Here is a 15,832-nt window from a genome sequence, read left to right on the forward strand (position 1 = left end):
AATCTCCAATCGAGTGAAACAAGGGAATGGAGGGGAACCGCCCCTCCGGCGGGGGAACGGTTCAGGCTTTCAACTGGCGCAGGCCATCGGCCAGCATCCAGAGGGCGCGATTCAGGCGCACATCGGAATCAATGCCCTGCACGGGTCGGGTTTGCTGGCGGCGTCCGTTGGCGCTGCGGCCATGCAATCCGCCCTTGGTCAAGTTCTCCTGCGTGCGGTTGAACACGCTCCACAGGTCGGGGCGGCGGTCGTCGAAGCGGCGCGGCATCAGGACTTGCGATTCGGTGATGGGCGCGGGCTTGTTGTCCGTGGGGTCGTACTTGAGGGCCAGCGCGGAACGGGCGAACACTTCGGCCTCGCCTTCGTCTAGCGTGATCGCGCGCATGGCATCGCGGGATTCCTTCACTCGGTCGAAGCCGTGCAAGACTTCGTAAGCGCCTTCGATGACATGCCCGGAAACATCGCCTTTGTGGGGCACGCGCACATCGGCCACGGTGTCGCCGCAGACAAGGCCATTGCTGCAAACGAAACGGAACAGTCCGGCCAGCATCTGATAGCTGCTCGTACCGTCGTGCGAATTCAGCAGCACGATTTCGTTGGCTTCCGCGCCGTTGATCTGGCTGGCGTGGCGCAGGCGCAGCATGTGTTTGGTGTACTCGCGCTTGCCTTCATCGCGCACGCGGGTCTGCGTCACCATGAAGGGTTGAAACCCCTCCTTGCGAAGCTCGGTCAGTACGGCAGCCGTGGGGATATAGGCGTACCGCTCCGAACGGCTCTCATGCGGAGCGTCCGCAAAGATGGACGGGGCTACGCGGTGAATCTGGTCATCGGACAGCGGGTAATCGCTGCGCAGCGAGGGGGAACGGGAAGCGAAACGGGATGCGAGTTGCATGGTCTTTCTCCTGACAAAAAGAGGTTTGCTGTTCACACCGCACACCGGATTCCTAGATTCGGAGCCCAGCCTTTCGGCTGTTCGGTGCGGTCGGCACGAGGAACCCGGTTGGCCCTGTTGCCACCGTCTTTCCTGAGTTCATCGCCCGCGACGAAAGGGAGCCCGTGGACGGGGGCCGTCAAGGAAACAAGCGCCAGGTTGGTGCGGCCCGCAGCGCAGCGAGGACACGGCCTGGCGCGCCTTGACGGCACATGGCCGCGGGCTACAGTCGCGGACAAGGTGATGAAGTCAGGGAAGACGGCTGGACATGGCAACGGCCATCCCTGTGTGCCGAACCGCACGGCAAGCGAAGCGCGCAGGCCCGAAGCTGGAAGCCGGGCCGGAGGCGTCAGCCGAGCGGAGCGAGGGAACGATGGAAGCCCGACAGGGGCGAGACGCCGCAGGCGGCTCGATGCGAAGCACGACAGCGCGACCGGCCATCTCCCAGGTGGCCGGGGACGCCCAGACTTCAAAGCCGAATTAGCAACAGGGTCAGGACGAGCGCACGTAAGGCACCGCGAATCTGTTACGAATGCGGTCTGGCCGATCCGGCGCAGCCGGGTCGGCGGTCTTCGAGGGGCGCCAAGCCTGCGCGGCGGGGATAGCCCGCAGGGCTTTCCCCTGGAGGCAAGCGCAGCGCGCAGCGCCGCAGGCGTGACGGCATCGGCACCGGGCGCAGCAAGAAGAAAGGTGCGCCGCTCCCGAAGGAACGACGCACCGAAGGCAGCGCGGCGCGATCAGCTCGCCGCCGGCGCCGTCATCGACTGCAACTGCTCAATCACGTCAGGCTCAACGAACACGCAAGCCTGCTCGTCCGCGATCGGTACGTTGAACATCCGCGCGAACACCGTGCGCCGCAGATGGGCCAGTCGGCCCGTCCGATACGCCTGCTCGGGCTTCATGCGCCCGCCGGCCTGCGAACCGCTGCGCTGCGGATCGCATTCGACCAGCGCCACAAAGCCATCGTCGGCCAGCTTCTGATGCTTGGGGCACAGGCCCCAGCCGGTCGCCGTATGGCGCTCCATGCTCGCGCGCAGGCGCTTGTCCAGCAGGATGGCGCCGGTATCGAACGCCGTGCCGCAAACGAGGCAAACATGCTGTTCGAGTGAAACGTGTGATTTGTCGCTCATGACGATCTCCGGTTGCACGGGCGGAATTGCCCGGAACCGTCGCCCTCACGGCGCAGCGCAAGCAGTCAAAGATCGAAGACGGCCGCCAGGCCGCAAGCGTGCTTGCACGCGCAGTCATTGACGGCGAGAACGCCGTGATACGGTGAAGGGGACAGCAAGACCGCCTCCCTCCCACCTCCACGTACCCCGGTTTTCGGCAAGCGCAGCGCGCAGGCCCAGATCGACGGGCCGGGCCGCAGGCATCAGGGGTCAAAGCCGGATGGCCGCGATTCGGCACGAAGCGCGGGGTGCAGCCCGCGAACCCGACGGCGGCACGCCGAGATGCACGCATGGATGACTTGGCTGCGCTCAATGATTCAATAAATGTTGTATTATCGAAACATGAACGAGACCCAAGCCGTTTCCGCCCTCGGTGCCCTGGCCCACACCCAGCGTCTGCGCGTGTTCCGCGCCCTGGTCGTCGCCGGCCCCGAAGGATTGACGCCCAGCGTGCTGGCCGATCAGCTCGACGTGGCCCGCAACTCCCTGTCCTTCCACCTGAAGGAGCTGGCCCATGCGGGCCTGGTCACCATCGAGCAGCAGGGCCGCAACCTGATCTACCGCGCCGAGTACGGCCACATGAATGGCCTCATCGGCTACCTGACCGAGCACTGCTGCCAGGGCGGCGTGTGCGAGGCCAATGATTCCTCCTCCGCCTGTACCTCCTGCTGAAAGGATCACTCCATGAAGCGCTTCCACGTCCACCTGCACGTCGATGACCTGAACCGCAGCATCGGCTTCTATTCCCAACTATTCGCCGCGCAGCCCGCGCGCATCGAAGGCGACTACGCCAAATGGATGCTCGAAGACCCGCCGGTCAACTTCGCCATTTCCACGCGCGGCAACAAGCCGGGCATCGACCACCTGGGCATCCAGACCGACGATGCCGAGGAATTGGCCGTGCTGAAGGCCCGCGCCGAGGCGGCCGACATGGCGCTGCTGGACGAAGGCACCACCACCTGCTGCTACGCGCGCAGCGAGAAGCACTGGATCACCGACCCGCAGGGTGTGGCCTGGGAGCATTTCCACACGCTGGGCAACATCCCGGTCTTCAACGAAGCAGCGCCTGCAGCGAATTCCACCGCTGCCTGCTGCGCCCCGACGCGCGGCAAGCCGGTAGGCGTTGCGGTGAAGTCGGCTTCCTCCTGCTGCTGATACGAGGCCCCCATGACCACAGACAAAACCTACAACGCCCTGTTCATCTGCACGGGCAATTCGGCCCGCTCCATCCTGGCCGAAGGCATTCTCAACCAACTGGGCCAAGGGCGTTTCCGCGCCTACTCGGCGGGCAGCCACCCCAAGGGCGAAATCCACCCGCTGGCACTCGCCACGCTGGAGCGGCTGCACATGCCGGCCACCGGCTACCGCAGCAAGAACTGGGACGAGTTCGCGGCGCCCGGTGCGCCGGAGCTGGATTTCATCTTCACGGTCTGCGACAACGCCGCCGGCGAGGTCTGCCCGGTCTGGCCGGGACGGCCCATGTCGGCGCATTGGGGCGTGCCCGATCCCGCAGCCGTCGAAGGCACCGACGAGCAAAAGCGCAGGGCATTCACGGATGCGGCGCTGACCTTGCGCCGGCGCATCGAACTGTTCCTGTCGCTGCCGATTCAGCGCCTGGATGCCATGTCGCTGCAGCACGAGCTGCGCGGCATCGGTACGAAGTGAGGCCGACGCGATGAGCGCAACCCCTGAAGCGCTGCGGCCCGCGCAGGCACCGCAGCCCATGAGCCTGTTCGAGCGCTACCTGAGCGTCTGGGTGCTGCTGTGCATCGCCGCCGGTATCGCATTCGGCCAGTTCGCGCCGGGCGTGTTCCAGTCCATCGGCCGCATGGAGATCGCCCAGGTCAACCTGCCCGTGGGCCTCTTGATCTGGGTGATGGTGGTTCCAATGCTGCTCAAGGTGGACTTCGGCGCGCTGGGCCAAGTCAAGCAGCACTGGCGCGGCATCGGCGTCACGCTGTTCGTGAACTGGGCGGTCAAGCCCTTCTCGATGGCGCTGCTGGCCTGGATCTTCATCCGCCAGGTCTTCGCGCAATGGCTGCCCGCCGACCAGCTCGACAGCTACGTTGCGGGCTTGATCCTGCTCGCCGCCGCGCCCTGCACGGCGATGGTGTTCGTCTGGAGCCGGCTGACCGGCGGCGACCCCGTGTTCACGCTGTCGCAGGTGGCCTTGAACGACACGATCATGGTGTTCGCCTTCGCCCCCATCGTCGGCCTGCTGCTCGGGCTGTCGTCCATCACCGTGCCGTGGGCGACATTGCTGGTGTCGGTGGCTCTGTACATCGTCATCCCGGTGATCCTCGCGCAGCTCTGGCGACGCGCGCTGCTGCGCCGGGGTCAAGCGGCCTTCGATGCCGCACTGGAGCGCATCGGGCCGCTGTCGATCGCCGCACTGCTGCTCACGCTGGTGCTGCTGTTCGCCTTCCAGGGCGAGGCCATCCTGCGCCAGCCGCTGGTGATCGCCATGCTGGCGGTGCCGATCCTGATCCAGGTGTTCTTCAATTCCGGCCTGGCCTACTGGCTCAACCGCAAGGCGGGCGAGCAGCACAGCATCGCCTGCCCGTCGGCACTGATCGGCGCCAGCAACTTCTTCGAGCTGGCCGTGGCCGCCGCCATCAGCCTGTTCGGCTTCCAGTCCGGCGCGGCGCTGGCCACCGTGGTCGGCGTGCTGATCGAGGTGCCGGTGATGCTGCTGGTGGTTCGGATCGTCAACCAAAGCAAGGGCTGGTACGAGTGCGGCCCGAACCCTGTCCAGAGATAACCAAGAATTTTCCATGAGCAACATCACGATCTATCACAACCCCGACTGCGGCACGTCGCGCAACGTGCTGGCCCTGATCCGCAACAGCGGCGAAGAGCCCACGGTCATCGAGTACCTGAAGACACCGCCTGACCGCGAAACGCTAACGGCGTTGATCGCCGCGATGAACGTGCCGGTGCGCACGGTGCTGCGCGAGAAGGGCACGCCCTATGCGGAACTGGGCCTCGATGCCCCGAAGTGGAGCGACGAGCAACTGATCGACTTCATGCTCCAGCACCCCATCCTCATCAATCGCCCCATCGTGGTCACGCCGCTGGGCACGCGCCTGTGCCGCCCCTCGGAGGCCGTGCTGGACATCCTGCCGCAGCCGCAGCGCGGCGCGTTCAACAAGGAGGACGGCGAAGCGGTCGTGGACGCGGAAGGTCGCCGTGTCTGAAATCAGAATCGACCTGCCCAATATCGACACCGCGCTGTTCCAACAGCCCGATACCCAGCGACTGCTGACACCCGAGCGCGCAACGCACGCGCCGCGCTTCCTGCTGCTCTACGGCTCGCTGCGCGAGCGTTCGTTCAGCCGCCTGGCCGCCGAGGAAGCGGCGCGCATCCTGCGCGCGCTCGGCGGCGAGACGCGCATGTTCAATCCCTCGGGCTTGCCGCTGGTGGACGACGCACCGGCCGATCACCCCAAGGTCAAGGAACTGCACGAATTGGCGCAGTGGGCCGAAGGCATGGTGTGGAGTTCGCCCGAGCGCCACGGCGCGATGACCGGATTGATGAAGACGCAGATCGACTGGATTCCGCTGTCCGTCGGCGCGGTGCGCCCGACGCAGGGCAAGACGCTGGCGGTGATGCAGGTTTCGGGCGGCTCACAGTCCTTCAATGCCGTGAACCAGATGCGCGTGCTGGGCCGCTGGATGCGCATGCTGACCATCCCCAACCAGTCCTCGGTCGCCAAGGCGTACCAGGAGTTCGACGAGGCCGGGCGCATGAAGCCCTCGGCCTACTACGACCGCATCGTGGACGTGATGGAGGAGTTGATGAAGTTCACGCTGCTCACGCGCGACGTGGCGCCGTACCTCGTGGACAGGTACAGCGAGCGCAAGGAAAGCGCCGAGGCACTGAGCCGGCGCGTCAATCAAGCGGCGATCTGACCACCGTCGCAGCAAAAAGGGGGCCGAAGCCCCCAAGGATCAAAGTAGGCCGCGTTCGGCGAATGACGCGGTGCGGCTCCCGGCCACGATGATGTGATCGAGCACGCGCACGTCCACCAGCGTCAGCGCCTCCTTGAGCCGTTGGGTCAGCGCCTCATCGGCCCTGCTCGGCTGGGGGTTGCCGCTCGGATGGTTGTGCGAAACGATGACCGCCGCCGCATTGAGCCGCAGCGCCTCCTTGACCACTTCGCGCGGATGCACCGATGCGCTGTCGATGGTGCCGCGGAACATCTCGACGTATTCGATCAGGCGATGCTGCGTATCGAGGAACAGCACGGCGAACACCTCATGCTCGAAGCCCGCCAGCTTGGCGCACAGGTACTCCTTGACCGCCGCCGGCGAACTGAACGCTTCACCGCGCTGCATCTTGTGCTCAATGGCCTGGCGCGCAGCCTCCAGAATCTGGTCAGTCGTCGCCAGCAGGTAGCGGCCCTGCGCATCGCGCACCATCAGCGAGACATCGAACGAGGAAAAGGACAGTTGCGACATAATCGTGCTCCGGTTGCTCGGGCGGAATTGCCCGGAACCGTCGGGAGCACGGCGCAGCGCAAGCAGTCAGGGGTCGCAGACGGCCGCCAGGACGCAAGCGCGCCAAAGCGCGCGCTGCCCTTGACGGCGAGAACGCCGTGATACGGTGAAGGGAACAGCAAGACCGCCCACACCCCGCCCACTGCACACACCTGCCTTTGAGCAAGCGCAGCGCGCAGGCCCGCAAGGGCCGAAGGCGTCAGGGATCAAAGCCGGATGGCCGCGATTCGGCACGAAGCGCGGGGCGCAGCCCGCGAGCCCGACGGCGGCACGCCGAGACGCCCGGTTATTGCTTGCGCTTCTTGGGAAGCATGGTCACGCGAGATTCGATCAGCCGCCGCGTGTTCTCCAGTTCCTTTTGCAGCACTTCGGCATCCGGCAGCACCATCTTGTAGTTCGCCGCCATCACCTTATTGGGCAAGCCTTCCAGCGCGTACCGCGCCAAGGCGTGTCCCTTGTCGGCGCAGAGGATCAGGCCCACGGGCGGATTTTCCTCGGGGAACGTCCAGTGTTCCTTCGCATAGTTGCAATACAAGTGCATCTGGCCCACATCGGCATGCGTCAGCGCACCGAGCTTCAAGTCGATGATGACCAGGCAGCGCAAGCGCCGATGGAAAAACAGCAGATCGACGCGATACCACGTCTGGTCAATGCGCAAGCGACGCTGCCGCCCGACGAAGGTGAAGCCGTCGCCAAGCTCCAGCAGGAAATCCTCCAGCCGTCGAATCAAGGCTTGTTCGAGGTCGGATTCCGAATACTCGTCCTTGAGGTCGAGGAACTCCAGCACATACGGATCTTTGATCGCATCACCGACCGTCACGGCATCGTCCGGCTTCGGCACGGCGCCCTTGACCAGCATCGCCGCCTTGTTCTTCGACAGCGCCGTGCGCTCGTAGAACTGGCTGCCGATCTGCCGGTCGAGCTGGCGCACGCTCCAGCCGCCGCGCAGGGCTTCGGCTTCGTAGAATTGGCGCGCGTGGTCGTCCTTGACCATCAGCAGCCGCACATAGGCCGACCACGGCAAGGGGAAGACATGGGCCAGTTCGTCCAGCCGCCCAGGGCGGCCCTGCGCCAGCAGGAAATGCCCTTGCGACGGCGCTAGAGAAGATTCGCTAGACACTGTCTGGCGAATTGGCCAGGTCAGGAAGAACGACCGCATCTGCTGCAAGTTCGGGCGGCTGAACCCACGCCCGAACTGCGCAGTCAAGTCGGCAGACAGCCGTTCGATCAACTGCTCGCCGTACCCTGCGCGGCGTTTGCCCTGCTGCTCGGCCTCCACGATGCGGCGGCCGATTTCCCAATAGCTGGCGGTCATCAGCGCATTGACGCTGCGCGCCGTTGCACGGCGTGCAGCGTCGAGCAGTTCCACGATGCCGCCGTGGATGCCGGCGTAGCCGGCAGGCAAGGCGGCAGGCTTGACCGCCACTGCGGCCGATTTCTTGCTGTTCATGCTGTTGCCTCCTGCGGCTGACTCTGCCGCGCACCCGTGATGGCCTGCCGCCGGCTGGCTACCAGCTCGGCCGCATCGCGGACGGGCTTGTCCTCGGTGTGGACGTAGTGCATGAACTGCGCGACGGTCTTGTGCTGGGTCAGCTCCATGCCGACCTTGATGGGGACGCCGGAATTGGCAATGTCCGTCGCCGAGCGGTGGCGGATGCCGTGCGTGCCAACGTGCGGCACGCCAGCGGCCTTGAGCACTCGGCACCAGCCGCCGTAGTGCTCGCCGAAGGTCAGGTGCTTGTCCGGGTCGTTGGGCGAAGGCAGGACATAGGGGCAGCCCTCCCGACGCGGAGCCGTCGAAAGCAGCCGATAGGCTTCCGCGCTCATGGGCTTGGACATGCCGCCGGTCTTGCTGTCAGGCCACTTCACTCGCCGCCCCTCGAAATCCAGCCAATCCCATTCGAGCGGGCAGATTTCGGAGCGACGCGCAGCGAACTCGAATTGCAGCCGGATCGCCAGCGGGATGACGTAGTTCTCCAGTCCCTCCACTTCCAGCTTCTCCAACTGGCGGAAGACGCGCACCAGTTCATCGTCCACGATGAGCCGGGTTTCCTTGCCAGGCGGGTACATCGGAACGTGGCGGCACGGATTCGTGCCGTCCGGGCGGAAGCCCCACACTTCGGCCAGGTTGAACATCTTGCGCAGCACGCCGAAAGCCTTGTTCGCTTCGGTCGGCTTGTAGGCCAGCTTCTCCATCAGGCCGGCAATGTCGGGCCGCTTCACGTCTTGCACCTTCTTGCGGCCCAGCAGCGGGACGATGCAGCGGTCGATGACGCCCTGGTAGCCGTCCTGCGTGCTGGGCTTGTTGCGCTTCTTGGAGTAGTCCTCCATGAACTTCTTGCACAACTCGGCCATCGTAGGCGCATTGCGCGCCTCGGCCTTGGCGCCGCCGGGGTCGCCGCCCCGGCGAACCTCGGCCAGCCAGTCTTGGGCCATGACGCGGGCCTGTTCAACAGTCAGTTCCCCGAACAAACCCAAGGCGGGCTTGCGGCGTTCCCCGGCGTTCGTGCGGTACTGGAGCATGAACACCCGACGGCCCGCCGGGGTGATCTTGCAGAGGAATCCAGGCACCACGGTATCCCGCAGTTCGATGGCCGTGGCCTGGGGTTGTGCCGCCTCTACGGCGGTCTTCGTGAGCTTGATCTTTGCCATGATGACTCCTTGGAACGACCCGATTCCAGGAGCCAGATAGGAGCGGCGCGAGGGGAAAGCGGGTCAGGTTTCAGAAAGCACCGGCATATGATGGACGCGCGTAAGTTATTGATAAACCTGCTGTATCGGGCTACAGCGCAGTCCAGCGAAATGTCGGGCTGGAGTCATCGTGAAACAAAAAAGCCCGTCGCGCCGCGCAGCGCATAGATGCCGACCACGCCCAGGGACTCGGGGCGCAGCAGCGGGAGCAGGCTGGCCACGTAGCCGATCAGGCCCACCAGCAACACGCGGGCACGCCCCAGCCTGTCCGCCAGCATGCCCCACAGGGGCGCACCCAGCAGGATGCCCGCCGTGTAGATGCCGCTGAGGTAGCCGACATGGCGCGCAAGCGCCGCAGGATCCGCGTCGCCCATCAAGGGCCGCAGCCAGTCGGGGATCAAGGGCATCAGTGCCCCATATCCGGCCGAGACGACGAATACGGCCGCAGCGAGCCAACCCAGCTGCGCGACGCCGAGGTCTTGCTGGCGGGTGGGCCCGGATTCGCGCGGTGATCGCATGGCGCGGCTCTCTACCATGGTGGCCCGCCGCTCAGGCTGACGCGGCCGCTGGGACACTGGCACGCGACGTCACGCGCTTGATCCCCGGCAGGCGCGTGCGCTTGAGCATCAGCGCATTGATCGCGACGATCGCGGAACTGCCCGACATGGACAATGCGGCGACCTCGGGCGACAAGGTGAACGGATACAGCACCCCGGCCGCCAGCGGGAAGGCGATCACGTTGTAGGCCACGGCCCACCAGAGGTTCTGGTGCATCTTGCGCAGCGTCGCCCGGGACAGTTCGATGGCCCCGACCACGTCGTAGGGGTCACTCTTCATCAACACCACCTGGGCGCTTTCCATCGCAACGTCCGTCCCCGCGCCAATCGCAAAGCCCACGTCGGCCTGCGTCAGCGCCGGAGCGTCGTTGATGCCGTCGCCGACCATGCCGACCTTGTGACCCTGCTGCTGCAGTTCCTTGATCTTGGAGGCCTTCTGCCCGGGCAACACATCCGCAAGCACGATGTCGATACCCAGTTCCTTGCCGATGCGCTCGGCGGTCGCCTGGTTGTCCCCGGTCAGCATCGCGACCTTCACGCCGCGTGCCTGCAGCTTGGCGATCGTCTCGCGCGAGGTCGGCCGCACGGCATCGGCGATCGCGATGAGGCCGATCAGCCGGCCACCGCGCGCGACGTGGACCACAGTGCGCCCCCCGCCTTGCAGCCGCGCCGCCTCGCTGGCAAGGGGGGCCAGATCCACCTGTTCCGACTGCATCAGCAGCCGGTTGCCCAGGAGCACCGTCTCGCCCCCGATAGTGGCCCGTGCGCCTTGCCCATCGATGTTGGTGAAGTTCTCGGTGACCTCCGTCGGCATGTCTCCCGCACGCTTGAGCACTGCGAGCGCGAGGGGGTGCTCGGAGAACTTCTCCACCGCGGCGGCCGTCGCCAGAAGCCGCGTCTCCTCGACACCGGGCGCGGCCACCATCTCGACGACATCGGGCTGCCCCAGTGTCAAGGTGCCGGTCTTGTCGAACACCACGACCGTCAACTTGGTGGCGTTCTCCAATGCGGCCGCATTCTTGAAGAGAATGCCGTTCATTGCGCCCAGCCCGGTCCCGACCATGATGGCCATCGGGGTGGCCAGCCCCAGCGCGTCAGGGCAGGCGATCACGAACACGGTGATGGTCAAGGTGAGTGCGAACAGCAATGTCTGTCCCATCACCCAGTACCAGACGCTGAAGGTCAGCAGGCCAATCACGATCGCCGCCAGCACCAGCCACTGGGATGCCTGGTCGGCCAGCAGCTGGCCGGGGGCCTTCGAGTTCTGGGCCTCCTGGACCAGCTTGACGATCTGCGCCAAGGCCGTGTCCGCGCCGACCTTCGTGGCCTTGTAGCGAAAGCTTCCGCTCTTGTTGATGCTGGCGCCTACGACGGTGCTGCCCACGCCCTTCTTGACCGGCATGGACTCGCCCGTCAGCATCGACTCGTCCACTTGCGACGCGCCCTCGACGATCTCGCCGTCCACCGGGATCTTGTCGCCGGGCTTGATCACGACCAGTTCGCCGGCTGCAACCTCGGCGGTCGGTACCTTGGTCTCCACCCCGTTGCGCACGACCGTGGCCATGGGCGGGGCGAGATCCATCAACGCGCGAATCGCGTCGGATGCGCCCGCGCGGGCGCGCATCTCCAGCCAGTGCCCCAGCAGGATGAAGGCCAGCAGCACCGATGCCGCTTCATAGAACACCTCACCCTCGTAGAAGAAGGTCGCGCCGATGCTGAACAGGTAGCCGGTGCCCACCGACAGCACGACCAACGTGGCCATGTTGGCGACGCCGTTGCGTAGCGCGCGCCACGCCGCCACGTAGAAAGGCCAACCTGGATAGATGATCGCGGCACTTGCGAGGAAGAAAAGAAAGAGCTTGTCGTCCAGCCCGAACGGCGTCTGGAAGTCGCCGAACATCTTCCCCATCGGGGAATAGAAGAACACGGGAATGGCGAAGACCAGGGCCACGAAGAAGCGATTGCGCATGTCCCGGGCCATGTCCTGCATCGAGCCCGACCCGTGGCCCATGTCGTGCATCATGTCGGCCATCGCAGGGTCGCCTGCGTGGGCCTGGTGCGCAGCATGGGCGGCGGGCGTCGTGGCCGCAGCCTTCGCGCGTGCGGCCGTGGCGGGGGCATGCGCGTGGTGCCCCTCATGCCCCATCTCTTGCGCCTGACGTGCGGGTGCGCCGTGATGGCCGTGCACCGCATGGCTGGGGTCGGCAGAGACGCCAGCGGCGGGCGCGCACACGTGCTTGGGCGTCTGCTCGCCACGGCAGTGATAGCCGCATTCGGCGATGCGCTGGCGCAGATCCTCGACACTGAGTTGTCCCTCATCGAGATGGACCGTTGCGCTTCCCGCAACATAGTTGACATCTGCATGATGGACGCCGGGAAGCTGCAGCAGCTTGCGGCGTACTCCCTCCGCGCTCAGGCTCGATACGAGCCCTCCGACTTCAACGTTGATCGACTTCATGGATGTTCTTCCTGTTCGCTGTGTACGTGGTCTCAACGAGCGAGTCGGCCCGAGTCCAGGCAGTCCTGCGAAAACTCGAAGACGATCTCCCGGTCGGGAGCGATGACCTTGTGCTTCTTGCCGGCGTAGTGCAGCCGGGAGAGGATGTCTCTGATCAGGTTGAGCCTCGCCAACCGTTTGTTGTCGCCGTGCACGACAGACCAGGGCGCTGCGGCCGTATGGGTGCGCATGAACATCTCGTCGCGCGCCCGTGTATAGCCGTCCCAGTGCTTCAGCGCGACGGCATCCACCGGGCTCGACTTCCACTGTTTGAGGGGATCACGGCGGCGTTCCCCGAGCCGGCGGCTCTGCTCCTTCTTGCCGATGTCGAGGTAATACTTCAGCAGCTTGATGCCGGAGTTGACCAACATCTCCTCGAACTTGGGCACTGAGTTCATGAATTCCTCGTGCTCCTCGGCGGTACAGAAGCCCATCACCGGTTCCACGCCCGCACGGTTGTACCAACTGCGGTTGAACACCACGAGCTCTTCGCCAACCGGCAGGTGCGGGACGTAGCGCTGGAAGTACCAGCCCGTGCGATCCCGGTCGGAGGGCTTTCCTAGCGCGACGACCCGTGTTTCCCGAGGACTCAGGTGTTCGACCAGCCGCTTGATGCTGCCGTCCTTGCCTGCGCCGTCCCTTCCCTCCAAGAGGATCAGGATACGGTCGTTGCATTTGATGAAATGCCGCTGCAGTTTCACCAGTTCGATCTGCAGCATGTGCAACTGTGCTTCGTAGTCCTCGCGGCCGATCGAGCGTGTCGCTGTCTCGTCGCGCGCTGAGCCGTGGGCAGTGCCGGTGCCGTCCACATCGGCCTTGTGCTTGGCGCCTTTGGCACCCTTCTTGTTCTTTGCCATGGGTTCTCCGTTAGGTCTGGTCGCAGGCGATCAGCATTGCGTGTGTCGACGCCCGGCGGGGCGCGGCGCTCATGTCCGCATCCGAGCGGGAGCCGCAGCCATCGCCTTGTCCGTAGTCTGCAGCCAGGTACGGTCAATTGATGAGCTGACGCCAGCGGGTCTTCTTCATGTCAGCCTCGCTGGCGCGTGTCCGAGAGGGAGGGAAGGAAGCGCGGCGTGCGCGCGGCATAGGCGTCGAACTCGGCGCCGAACTGCTTGCGCATGTCCTTCTCCTCGTTGACTGCCAGCCGCGAATACATAACGACGAGGAAGGGGAACATAAGCAGCGTCAAGAGCGTCGGCCACTGCAGCAGGAAGCCAAGAAGGATGGCCACGAAGGCCACGTACTGCGGGTGCCGAATCCTGGCGTACGGGCCGCTTACGGCGAGTTGTCCGCGCCGTTGCGCGTGGTACAGCACCGTCCAGGCGCTCGACAGAAGCCAGAAGCCGCCGCCGATGAGGACGTAGCTTGCGATGTGCAGCGGGCTGAAGTGCGGATCGCCCTTGTCGCCCAGAAGAGTGGACCAGAGATGGCCGTTGTTGTGGGCCAGCAAGTCCAGACTCGGGTACCGCGTCTGCAGCCAGCCGGACAGCAGATAGAGCGTCAGCGGAAATCCGTACATCTCGACGAACAAGGCAACGATGAACGCTGCGAAAGTCCCGAAGGTTCGCCAGTCCCGCGAGGTCTGCGGCTTGAAGAAGCTGAAGGCGAACATGATGAAGACTGCCGAGTTCACGATGACGAGCAGCCAAAGCCCATAGGCGGGCGTATCGTGGTTCATTTGCGATCTCCCTGGGGCGAAGAATTCGGCTTGCGACCATCACCCGGTGCGGCATGGCGATGCATCAGGCCATGGGTGATGACGCACGCAGCAAAAAGGACCAGCGGCAGCGCGGCCAAGTAGTGCGCCCGGTGTTCCGTCAGCAGCAGGTACACGCTCACGCTCAGAAAGACCAGAAAGCCCAGGAACCATCGCGAGCGCCAAAACCTCGGCCCGGTGCGGTGAGAAGTTGTCATGGTCGTCCTCCTCACTTCGCCGGCTCAGGCGTCCGATCCATCATCATCTGCATCATGGATTGGCACATGTCCATGCGCATCTCCAGCATTCGCTGTCGCTCAGCCGGCGGCGCCGACCCGGCTCCATCCTTCATTGCGCCCAGCATGGACATGCCAGCCCGCATGACCTGCATGTGTTCGGCCATGAGCGCCTTGCGCTCAGCAGGCGTCTTCGCCGACGCCATCCGCTCGTGCATGGCCTGCATCGACTTCAGTTGCGCATCCATGCCCTCGGTGCTCGGCGCCCGTGGCGTCTCGGCCGCGGATGGACTCGAACCTGCAGGGTGATGGGCCTGATGGTTGTCTTGCGCAAAAGCAGACAAGGTGACCAGTGCGGTGCCAACGATGGCCGCGATCGAATGCGTGAATTTCATTTCTCTTTCCTTTAGCCACGGGTGCCTGCAAGTGGGGCGAACCAGATGTCGCCGCAAGCGGACAAATCCCTATGAAAACTCCGTAGTCGGATACAGAGTCAAGGCATATGAGGCGCGCGCCGGGTGTGACCGACACGGCAACTCAAAGGAGGCGCTACAGCGCGAGACGCTCAAACAGCAGCCAGGAAGGCTGTTTTGGAGGAGGCCGCTCGTGGCCTCTCGATGGAATGGCTTGAAGAGCCAACGTCGGAGCCAGCAGTTGGTCTGCATAAGAGGGAGGCGCCAAACCGACGAGGTCGAACGCTAAGGCTGGCGCTTTCTGAATGGCGGACTGGTTGACCTCGCCGCACAGCTTCAGGCAGGGAGCCTTCGACGGGTCGTGGGTCCCTTCTTCGTGCTGACCATGGCCGCCCTCATGCTTTCCATGCACGGACGATGGGACATGCTCATATCCGGCAGCATGATAGTGTTGCTGCGGGGACTCCAGAAGGCAGGCATTGGCCACCCCGGCCCCGAACGCAAACAGCCATACCCCCAGCAGCATCCACGCGATGGCGCGAATCCTGCGGTGGTTGAGAAGTGTGCGCATGTGCGGCCTATTTGCCCATTGACACTGGTCATCCTAGGCCCAAATGAGCTGCGGGATATTGATTTGGATCAAATGGACGCAGGGGTCAACTACGCAGTGCTGCGTTATTCTTTGTTGGTCATGAATAAGACAGTGGATCCCTCAATGAAAGAAGGTTCTGGTGATTGGATGACGGTCGGCAGGCTGGCGAAGGTCGCTGGTGTCGGCGTAGAGACAATCCGCTACTACCAAGGACGCGGGCTCTTGCCGATCCCGAAGACCGCGGGCAGCTTCCGGCGCTACCCCGCTTCGATGATCCAGCGGATTGGTTTCATCAAGCGCGCTCAGAGTCTTGGGTTTTCGCTGGACGAGGTGAAATCCCTCTTGGACCTGGAGGATGGACGGAATCGCCGAGCCATTCAAACTGTGACGCGGCGGCGCCTTGACCAGATCGACGAGAAGGTCGGCGATCTTGAGCGCATGCGAGGCGCTCTGCGGGACATGCTGGTGAGGTGCGAAGAGACGGGAGAGGCGCTGCCTTGTCCCATCATCGCTGCGCTGATGACGCCTTTGACTCCGTCCGAATGAAGGT

General features: G+C 64.6%; 18 protein-coding genes and 1 pseudogene. 7 read left to right on the plus strand and 12 right to left on the minus strand.

The window, feature by feature from the left end; all coding sequences use genetic code 11:
• Nucleotides 1-61: 61 nt before the first annotated feature.
• Together N5K27_RS10625 and N5K27_RS10630 are read right to left on the minus strand one after the other, a co-directional pair.
• Entirely contained in the window at nt 62-892 is an 831-nt protein-coding gene (locus tag N5K27_RS10625) for a DUF932 domain-containing protein (protein ID WP_009523263.1), read from the minus strand.
• A 776-nt stretch (nt 893-1,668) separates the two neighbouring features.
• Entirely contained in the window at nt 1,669-2,061 is a 393-nt protein-coding gene (locus N5K27_RS10630) for an ATPase (protein WP_270174175.1), read from the minus strand.
• Nucleotides 2,062-2,442: 381 nt separating this feature from the next.
• Between N5K27_RS10630 and N5K27_RS10635 the strand changes: the two genes are divergently transcribed.
• From N5K27_RS10635 to arsH, 6 genes are read left to right on the plus strand one after another with little or no spacing between them, the layout of a single operon-like run.
• On the plus strand, nt 2,443-2,772 hold the full coding sequence (locus tag N5K27_RS10635) for a helix-turn-helix domain-containing protein (protein WP_009523260.1): 330 nt from the start codon (nt 2,443-2,445) through the stop codon (nt 2,770-2,772).
• A 12-nt stretch (nt 2,773-2,784) separates the two neighbouring features.
• Entirely contained in the window at nt 2,785-3,255 is a 471-nt protein-coding gene (locus tag N5K27_RS10640) for an ArsI/CadI family heavy metal resistance metalloenzyme (protein WP_009523259.1), read from the plus strand.
• A 12-nt stretch (nt 3,256-3,267) separates the two neighbouring features.
• A complete protein-coding gene (locus N5K27_RS10645; RefSeq protein ID WP_009523258.1) occupies nt 3,268-3,765 on the plus strand; it encodes an arsenate reductase ArsC in 498 nt (165 codons plus the stop codon).
• Between the two features lie 10 nt (nt 3,766-3,775).
• A complete protein-coding gene (gene arsB / locus N5K27_RS10650; protein ID WP_009523257.1) occupies nt 3,776-4,861 on the plus strand; it encodes an ACR3 family arsenite efflux transporter in 1,086 nt (361 codons plus the stop codon).
• A gap of 13 nt (nt 4,862-4,874) precedes the next feature.
• Nucleotides 4,875-5,297, plus strand: a complete 423-nt coding sequence (gene arsC, locus N5K27_RS10655) for an arsenate reductase (glutaredoxin) (protein WP_009523256.1) — start codon at nt 4,875-4,877, stop codon at nt 5,295-5,297.
• On the plus strand, nt 5,290-6,012 hold the full coding sequence (gene arsH, locus N5K27_RS10660; RefSeq protein ID WP_009523255.1) for an arsenical resistance protein ArsH: 723 nt from the start codon (nt 5,290-5,292) through the stop codon (nt 6,010-6,012). The genes arsC and arsH overlap by 8 nt, the downstream gene beginning before the upstream one ends.
• Nucleotides 6,013-6,051: 39 nt before the next feature.
• Here arsH and radC read toward each other — a convergent pair whose 3' ends face one another.
• The 10 genes and pseudogenes from radC to N5K27_RS10710 all read right to left on the minus strand — a co-directional run bounded on the left by radC (nt 6,052) and on the right by N5K27_RS10710 (nt 15,261).
• Nucleotides 6,052-6,561, minus strand: a complete 510-nt coding sequence (gene radC / locus N5K27_RS10665) for a DNA repair protein RadC (protein ID WP_009523254.1) — start codon at nt 6,559-6,561, stop codon at nt 6,052-6,054.
• 325 nt (nt 6,562-6,886) lie between these two features.
• On the minus strand, nt 6,887-8,050 hold the full coding sequence (locus N5K27_RS10670) for a PDDEXK nuclease domain-containing protein (RefSeq protein ID WP_009523253.1): 1,164 nt from the start codon (nt 8,048-8,050) through the stop codon (nt 6,887-6,889).
• Nucleotides 8,047-9,252, minus strand: a complete 1,206-nt coding sequence (locus N5K27_RS10675) for a site-specific integrase (RefSeq protein WP_279816319.1) — start codon at nt 9,250-9,252, stop codon at nt 8,047-8,049. Before N5K27_RS10675 ends, N5K27_RS10670 begins: the two co-directional genes overlap by 4 nt.
• 170 nt (nt 9,253-9,422) lie before the next feature.
• Nucleotides 9,423-9,809: pseudogene (locus N5K27_RS10680) on the minus strand (MFS transporter); the annotation flags it as partial.
• Between the two features lie 31 nt (nt 9,810-9,840).
• Complete coding sequence (locus tag N5K27_RS10685) at nt 9,841-12,306, minus strand: heavy metal translocating P-type ATPase (RefSeq protein WP_213155053.1); 2,466 nt, start codon at nt 12,304-12,306, stop codon at nt 9,841-9,843.
• Nucleotides 12,307-12,338: 32 nt separating this feature from the next.
• Nucleotides 12,339-13,202 carry a polyphosphate kinase 2 gene (gene ppk2 / locus N5K27_RS10690; RefSeq protein WP_023087280.1) on the minus strand — a complete coding sequence of 288 codons (864 nt, stop codon included), beginning with the start codon at nt 13,200-13,202 and terminating at the stop codon, nt 12,339-12,341.
• 170 nt (nt 13,203-13,372) lie between these two features.
• Nucleotides 13,373-14,023: an isoprenylcysteine carboxylmethyltransferase family protein gene (locus tag N5K27_RS10695; protein WP_023087281.1), complete on the minus strand. Its 651-nt coding sequence runs from the start codon at nt 14,021-14,023 to the stop codon at nt 13,373-13,375.
• A complete protein-coding gene (locus N5K27_RS10700; protein WP_213155052.1) occupies nt 14,020-14,259 on the minus strand; it encodes a DUF2933 domain-containing protein in 240 nt (79 codons plus the stop codon). The genes N5K27_RS10695 and N5K27_RS10700 overlap by 4 nt, the downstream gene beginning before the upstream one ends.
• Before the next feature lie 11 nt (nt 14,260-14,270).
• Nucleotides 14,271-14,672, minus strand: coding sequence for a hypothetical protein (locus tag N5K27_RS10705; protein WP_213155051.1), 402 nt, complete (start codon nt 14,670-14,672; stop codon nt 14,271-14,273).
• A 154-nt stretch (nt 14,673-14,826) separates the two neighbouring features.
• Nucleotides 14,827-15,261 (minus strand): hypothetical protein, encoded by a 435-nt coding sequence (locus N5K27_RS10710; protein ID WP_078452152.1) that lies wholly within the window; start codon nt 15,259-15,261, stop codon nt 14,827-14,829.
• A 72-nt stretch (nt 15,262-15,333) separates the two neighbouring features.
• Here N5K27_RS10710 and N5K27_RS10715 point away from each other — a divergent pair, with 72 nt between their 5' ends.
• Nucleotides 15,334-15,828, plus strand: a complete 495-nt coding sequence (locus N5K27_RS10715) for a MerR family transcriptional regulator (RefSeq protein ID WP_249349437.1) — start codon at nt 15,334-15,336, stop codon at nt 15,826-15,828.
• The last annotated feature ends 4 nt before the right edge of the window (nt 15,829-15,832 follow it).

The sequence above is a fragment of the Pigmentiphaga sp. GD03639 genome (genome assembly GCF_029845405.1).
Classification (GTDB): domain Bacteria; phylum Pseudomonadota; class Gammaproteobacteria; order Burkholderiales; family Burkholderiaceae_B; genus Pigmentiphaga; species Pigmentiphaga daeguensis.

What these genes read in the sequence shown, in the direction of transcription:
- N5K27_RS10625 (WP_009523263.1), bottom strand. Translation starts at nt 892, where the DNA reads ATGCAACTCGCATCCCGTTTCGCTTCCCGTTCCCCCTCGCTGCGCAGC.
- N5K27_RS10630 (WP_270174175.1), bottom strand. Translation starts at nt 2,061, where the DNA reads ATGAGCGACAAATCACACGTTTCACTCGAACAGCATGTTTGCCTCGTT.
- N5K27_RS10635 (WP_009523260.1), top strand. Translation starts at nt 2,443, where the DNA reads ATGAACGAGACCCAAGCCGTTTCCGCCCTCGGTGCCCTGGCCCACACC.
- N5K27_RS10640 (WP_009523259.1), top strand. Translation starts at nt 2,785, where the DNA reads ATGAAGCGCTTCCACGTCCACCTGCACGTCGATGACCTGAACCGCAGC.
- N5K27_RS10645 (WP_009523258.1), top strand. Translation starts at nt 3,268, where the DNA reads ATGACCACAGACAAAACCTACAACGCCCTGTTCATCTGCACGGGCAAT.
- arsB (WP_009523257.1), top strand. Translation starts at nt 3,776, where the DNA reads ATGAGCGCAACCCCTGAAGCGCTGCGGCCCGCGCAGGCACCGCAGCCC.
- arsC (WP_009523256.1), top strand. Translation starts at nt 4,875, where the DNA reads ATGAGCAACATCACGATCTATCACAACCCCGACTGCGGCACGTCGCGC.
- radC (WP_009523254.1), bottom strand. Translation starts at nt 6,561, where the DNA reads ATGTCGCAACTGTCCTTTTCCTCGTTCGATGTCTCGCTGATGGTGCGC.
- N5K27_RS10670 (WP_009523253.1), bottom strand. Translation starts at nt 8,050, where the DNA reads ATGAACAGCAAGAAATCGGCCGCAGTGGCGGTCAAGCCTGCCGCCTTG.
- N5K27_RS10675 (WP_279816319.1), bottom strand. Translation starts at nt 9,252, where the DNA reads ATGGCAAAGATCAAGCTCACGAAGACCGCCGTAGAGGCGGCACAACCC.
- N5K27_RS10685 (WP_213155053.1), bottom strand. Translation starts at nt 12,306, where the DNA reads ATGAAGTCGATCAACGTTGAAGTCGGAGGGCTCGTATCGAGCCTGAGC.
- ppk2 (WP_023087280.1), bottom strand. Translation starts at nt 13,202, where the DNA reads ATGGCAAAGAACAAGAAGGGTGCCAAAGGCGCCAAGCACAAGGCCGAT.
- N5K27_RS10695 (WP_023087281.1), bottom strand. Translation starts at nt 14,023, where the DNA reads ATGAACCACGATACGCCCGCCTATGGGCTTTGGCTGCTCGTCATCGTG.
- N5K27_RS10700 (WP_213155052.1), bottom strand. Translation starts at nt 14,259, where the DNA reads ATGACAACTTCTCACCGCACCGGGCCGAGGTTTTGGCGCTCGCGATGG.
- N5K27_RS10705 (WP_213155051.1), bottom strand. Translation starts at nt 14,672, where the DNA reads ATGAAATTCACGCATTCGATCGCGGCCATCGTTGGCACCGCACTGGTC.
- N5K27_RS10710 (WP_078452152.1), bottom strand. Translation starts at nt 15,261, where the DNA reads ATGCGCACACTTCTCAACCACCGCAGGATTCGCGCCATCGCGTGGATG.
- N5K27_RS10715 (WP_249349437.1), top strand. Translation starts at nt 15,334, where the DNA reads ATGGACGCAGGGGTCAACTACGCAGTGCTGCGTTATTCTTTGTTGGTC.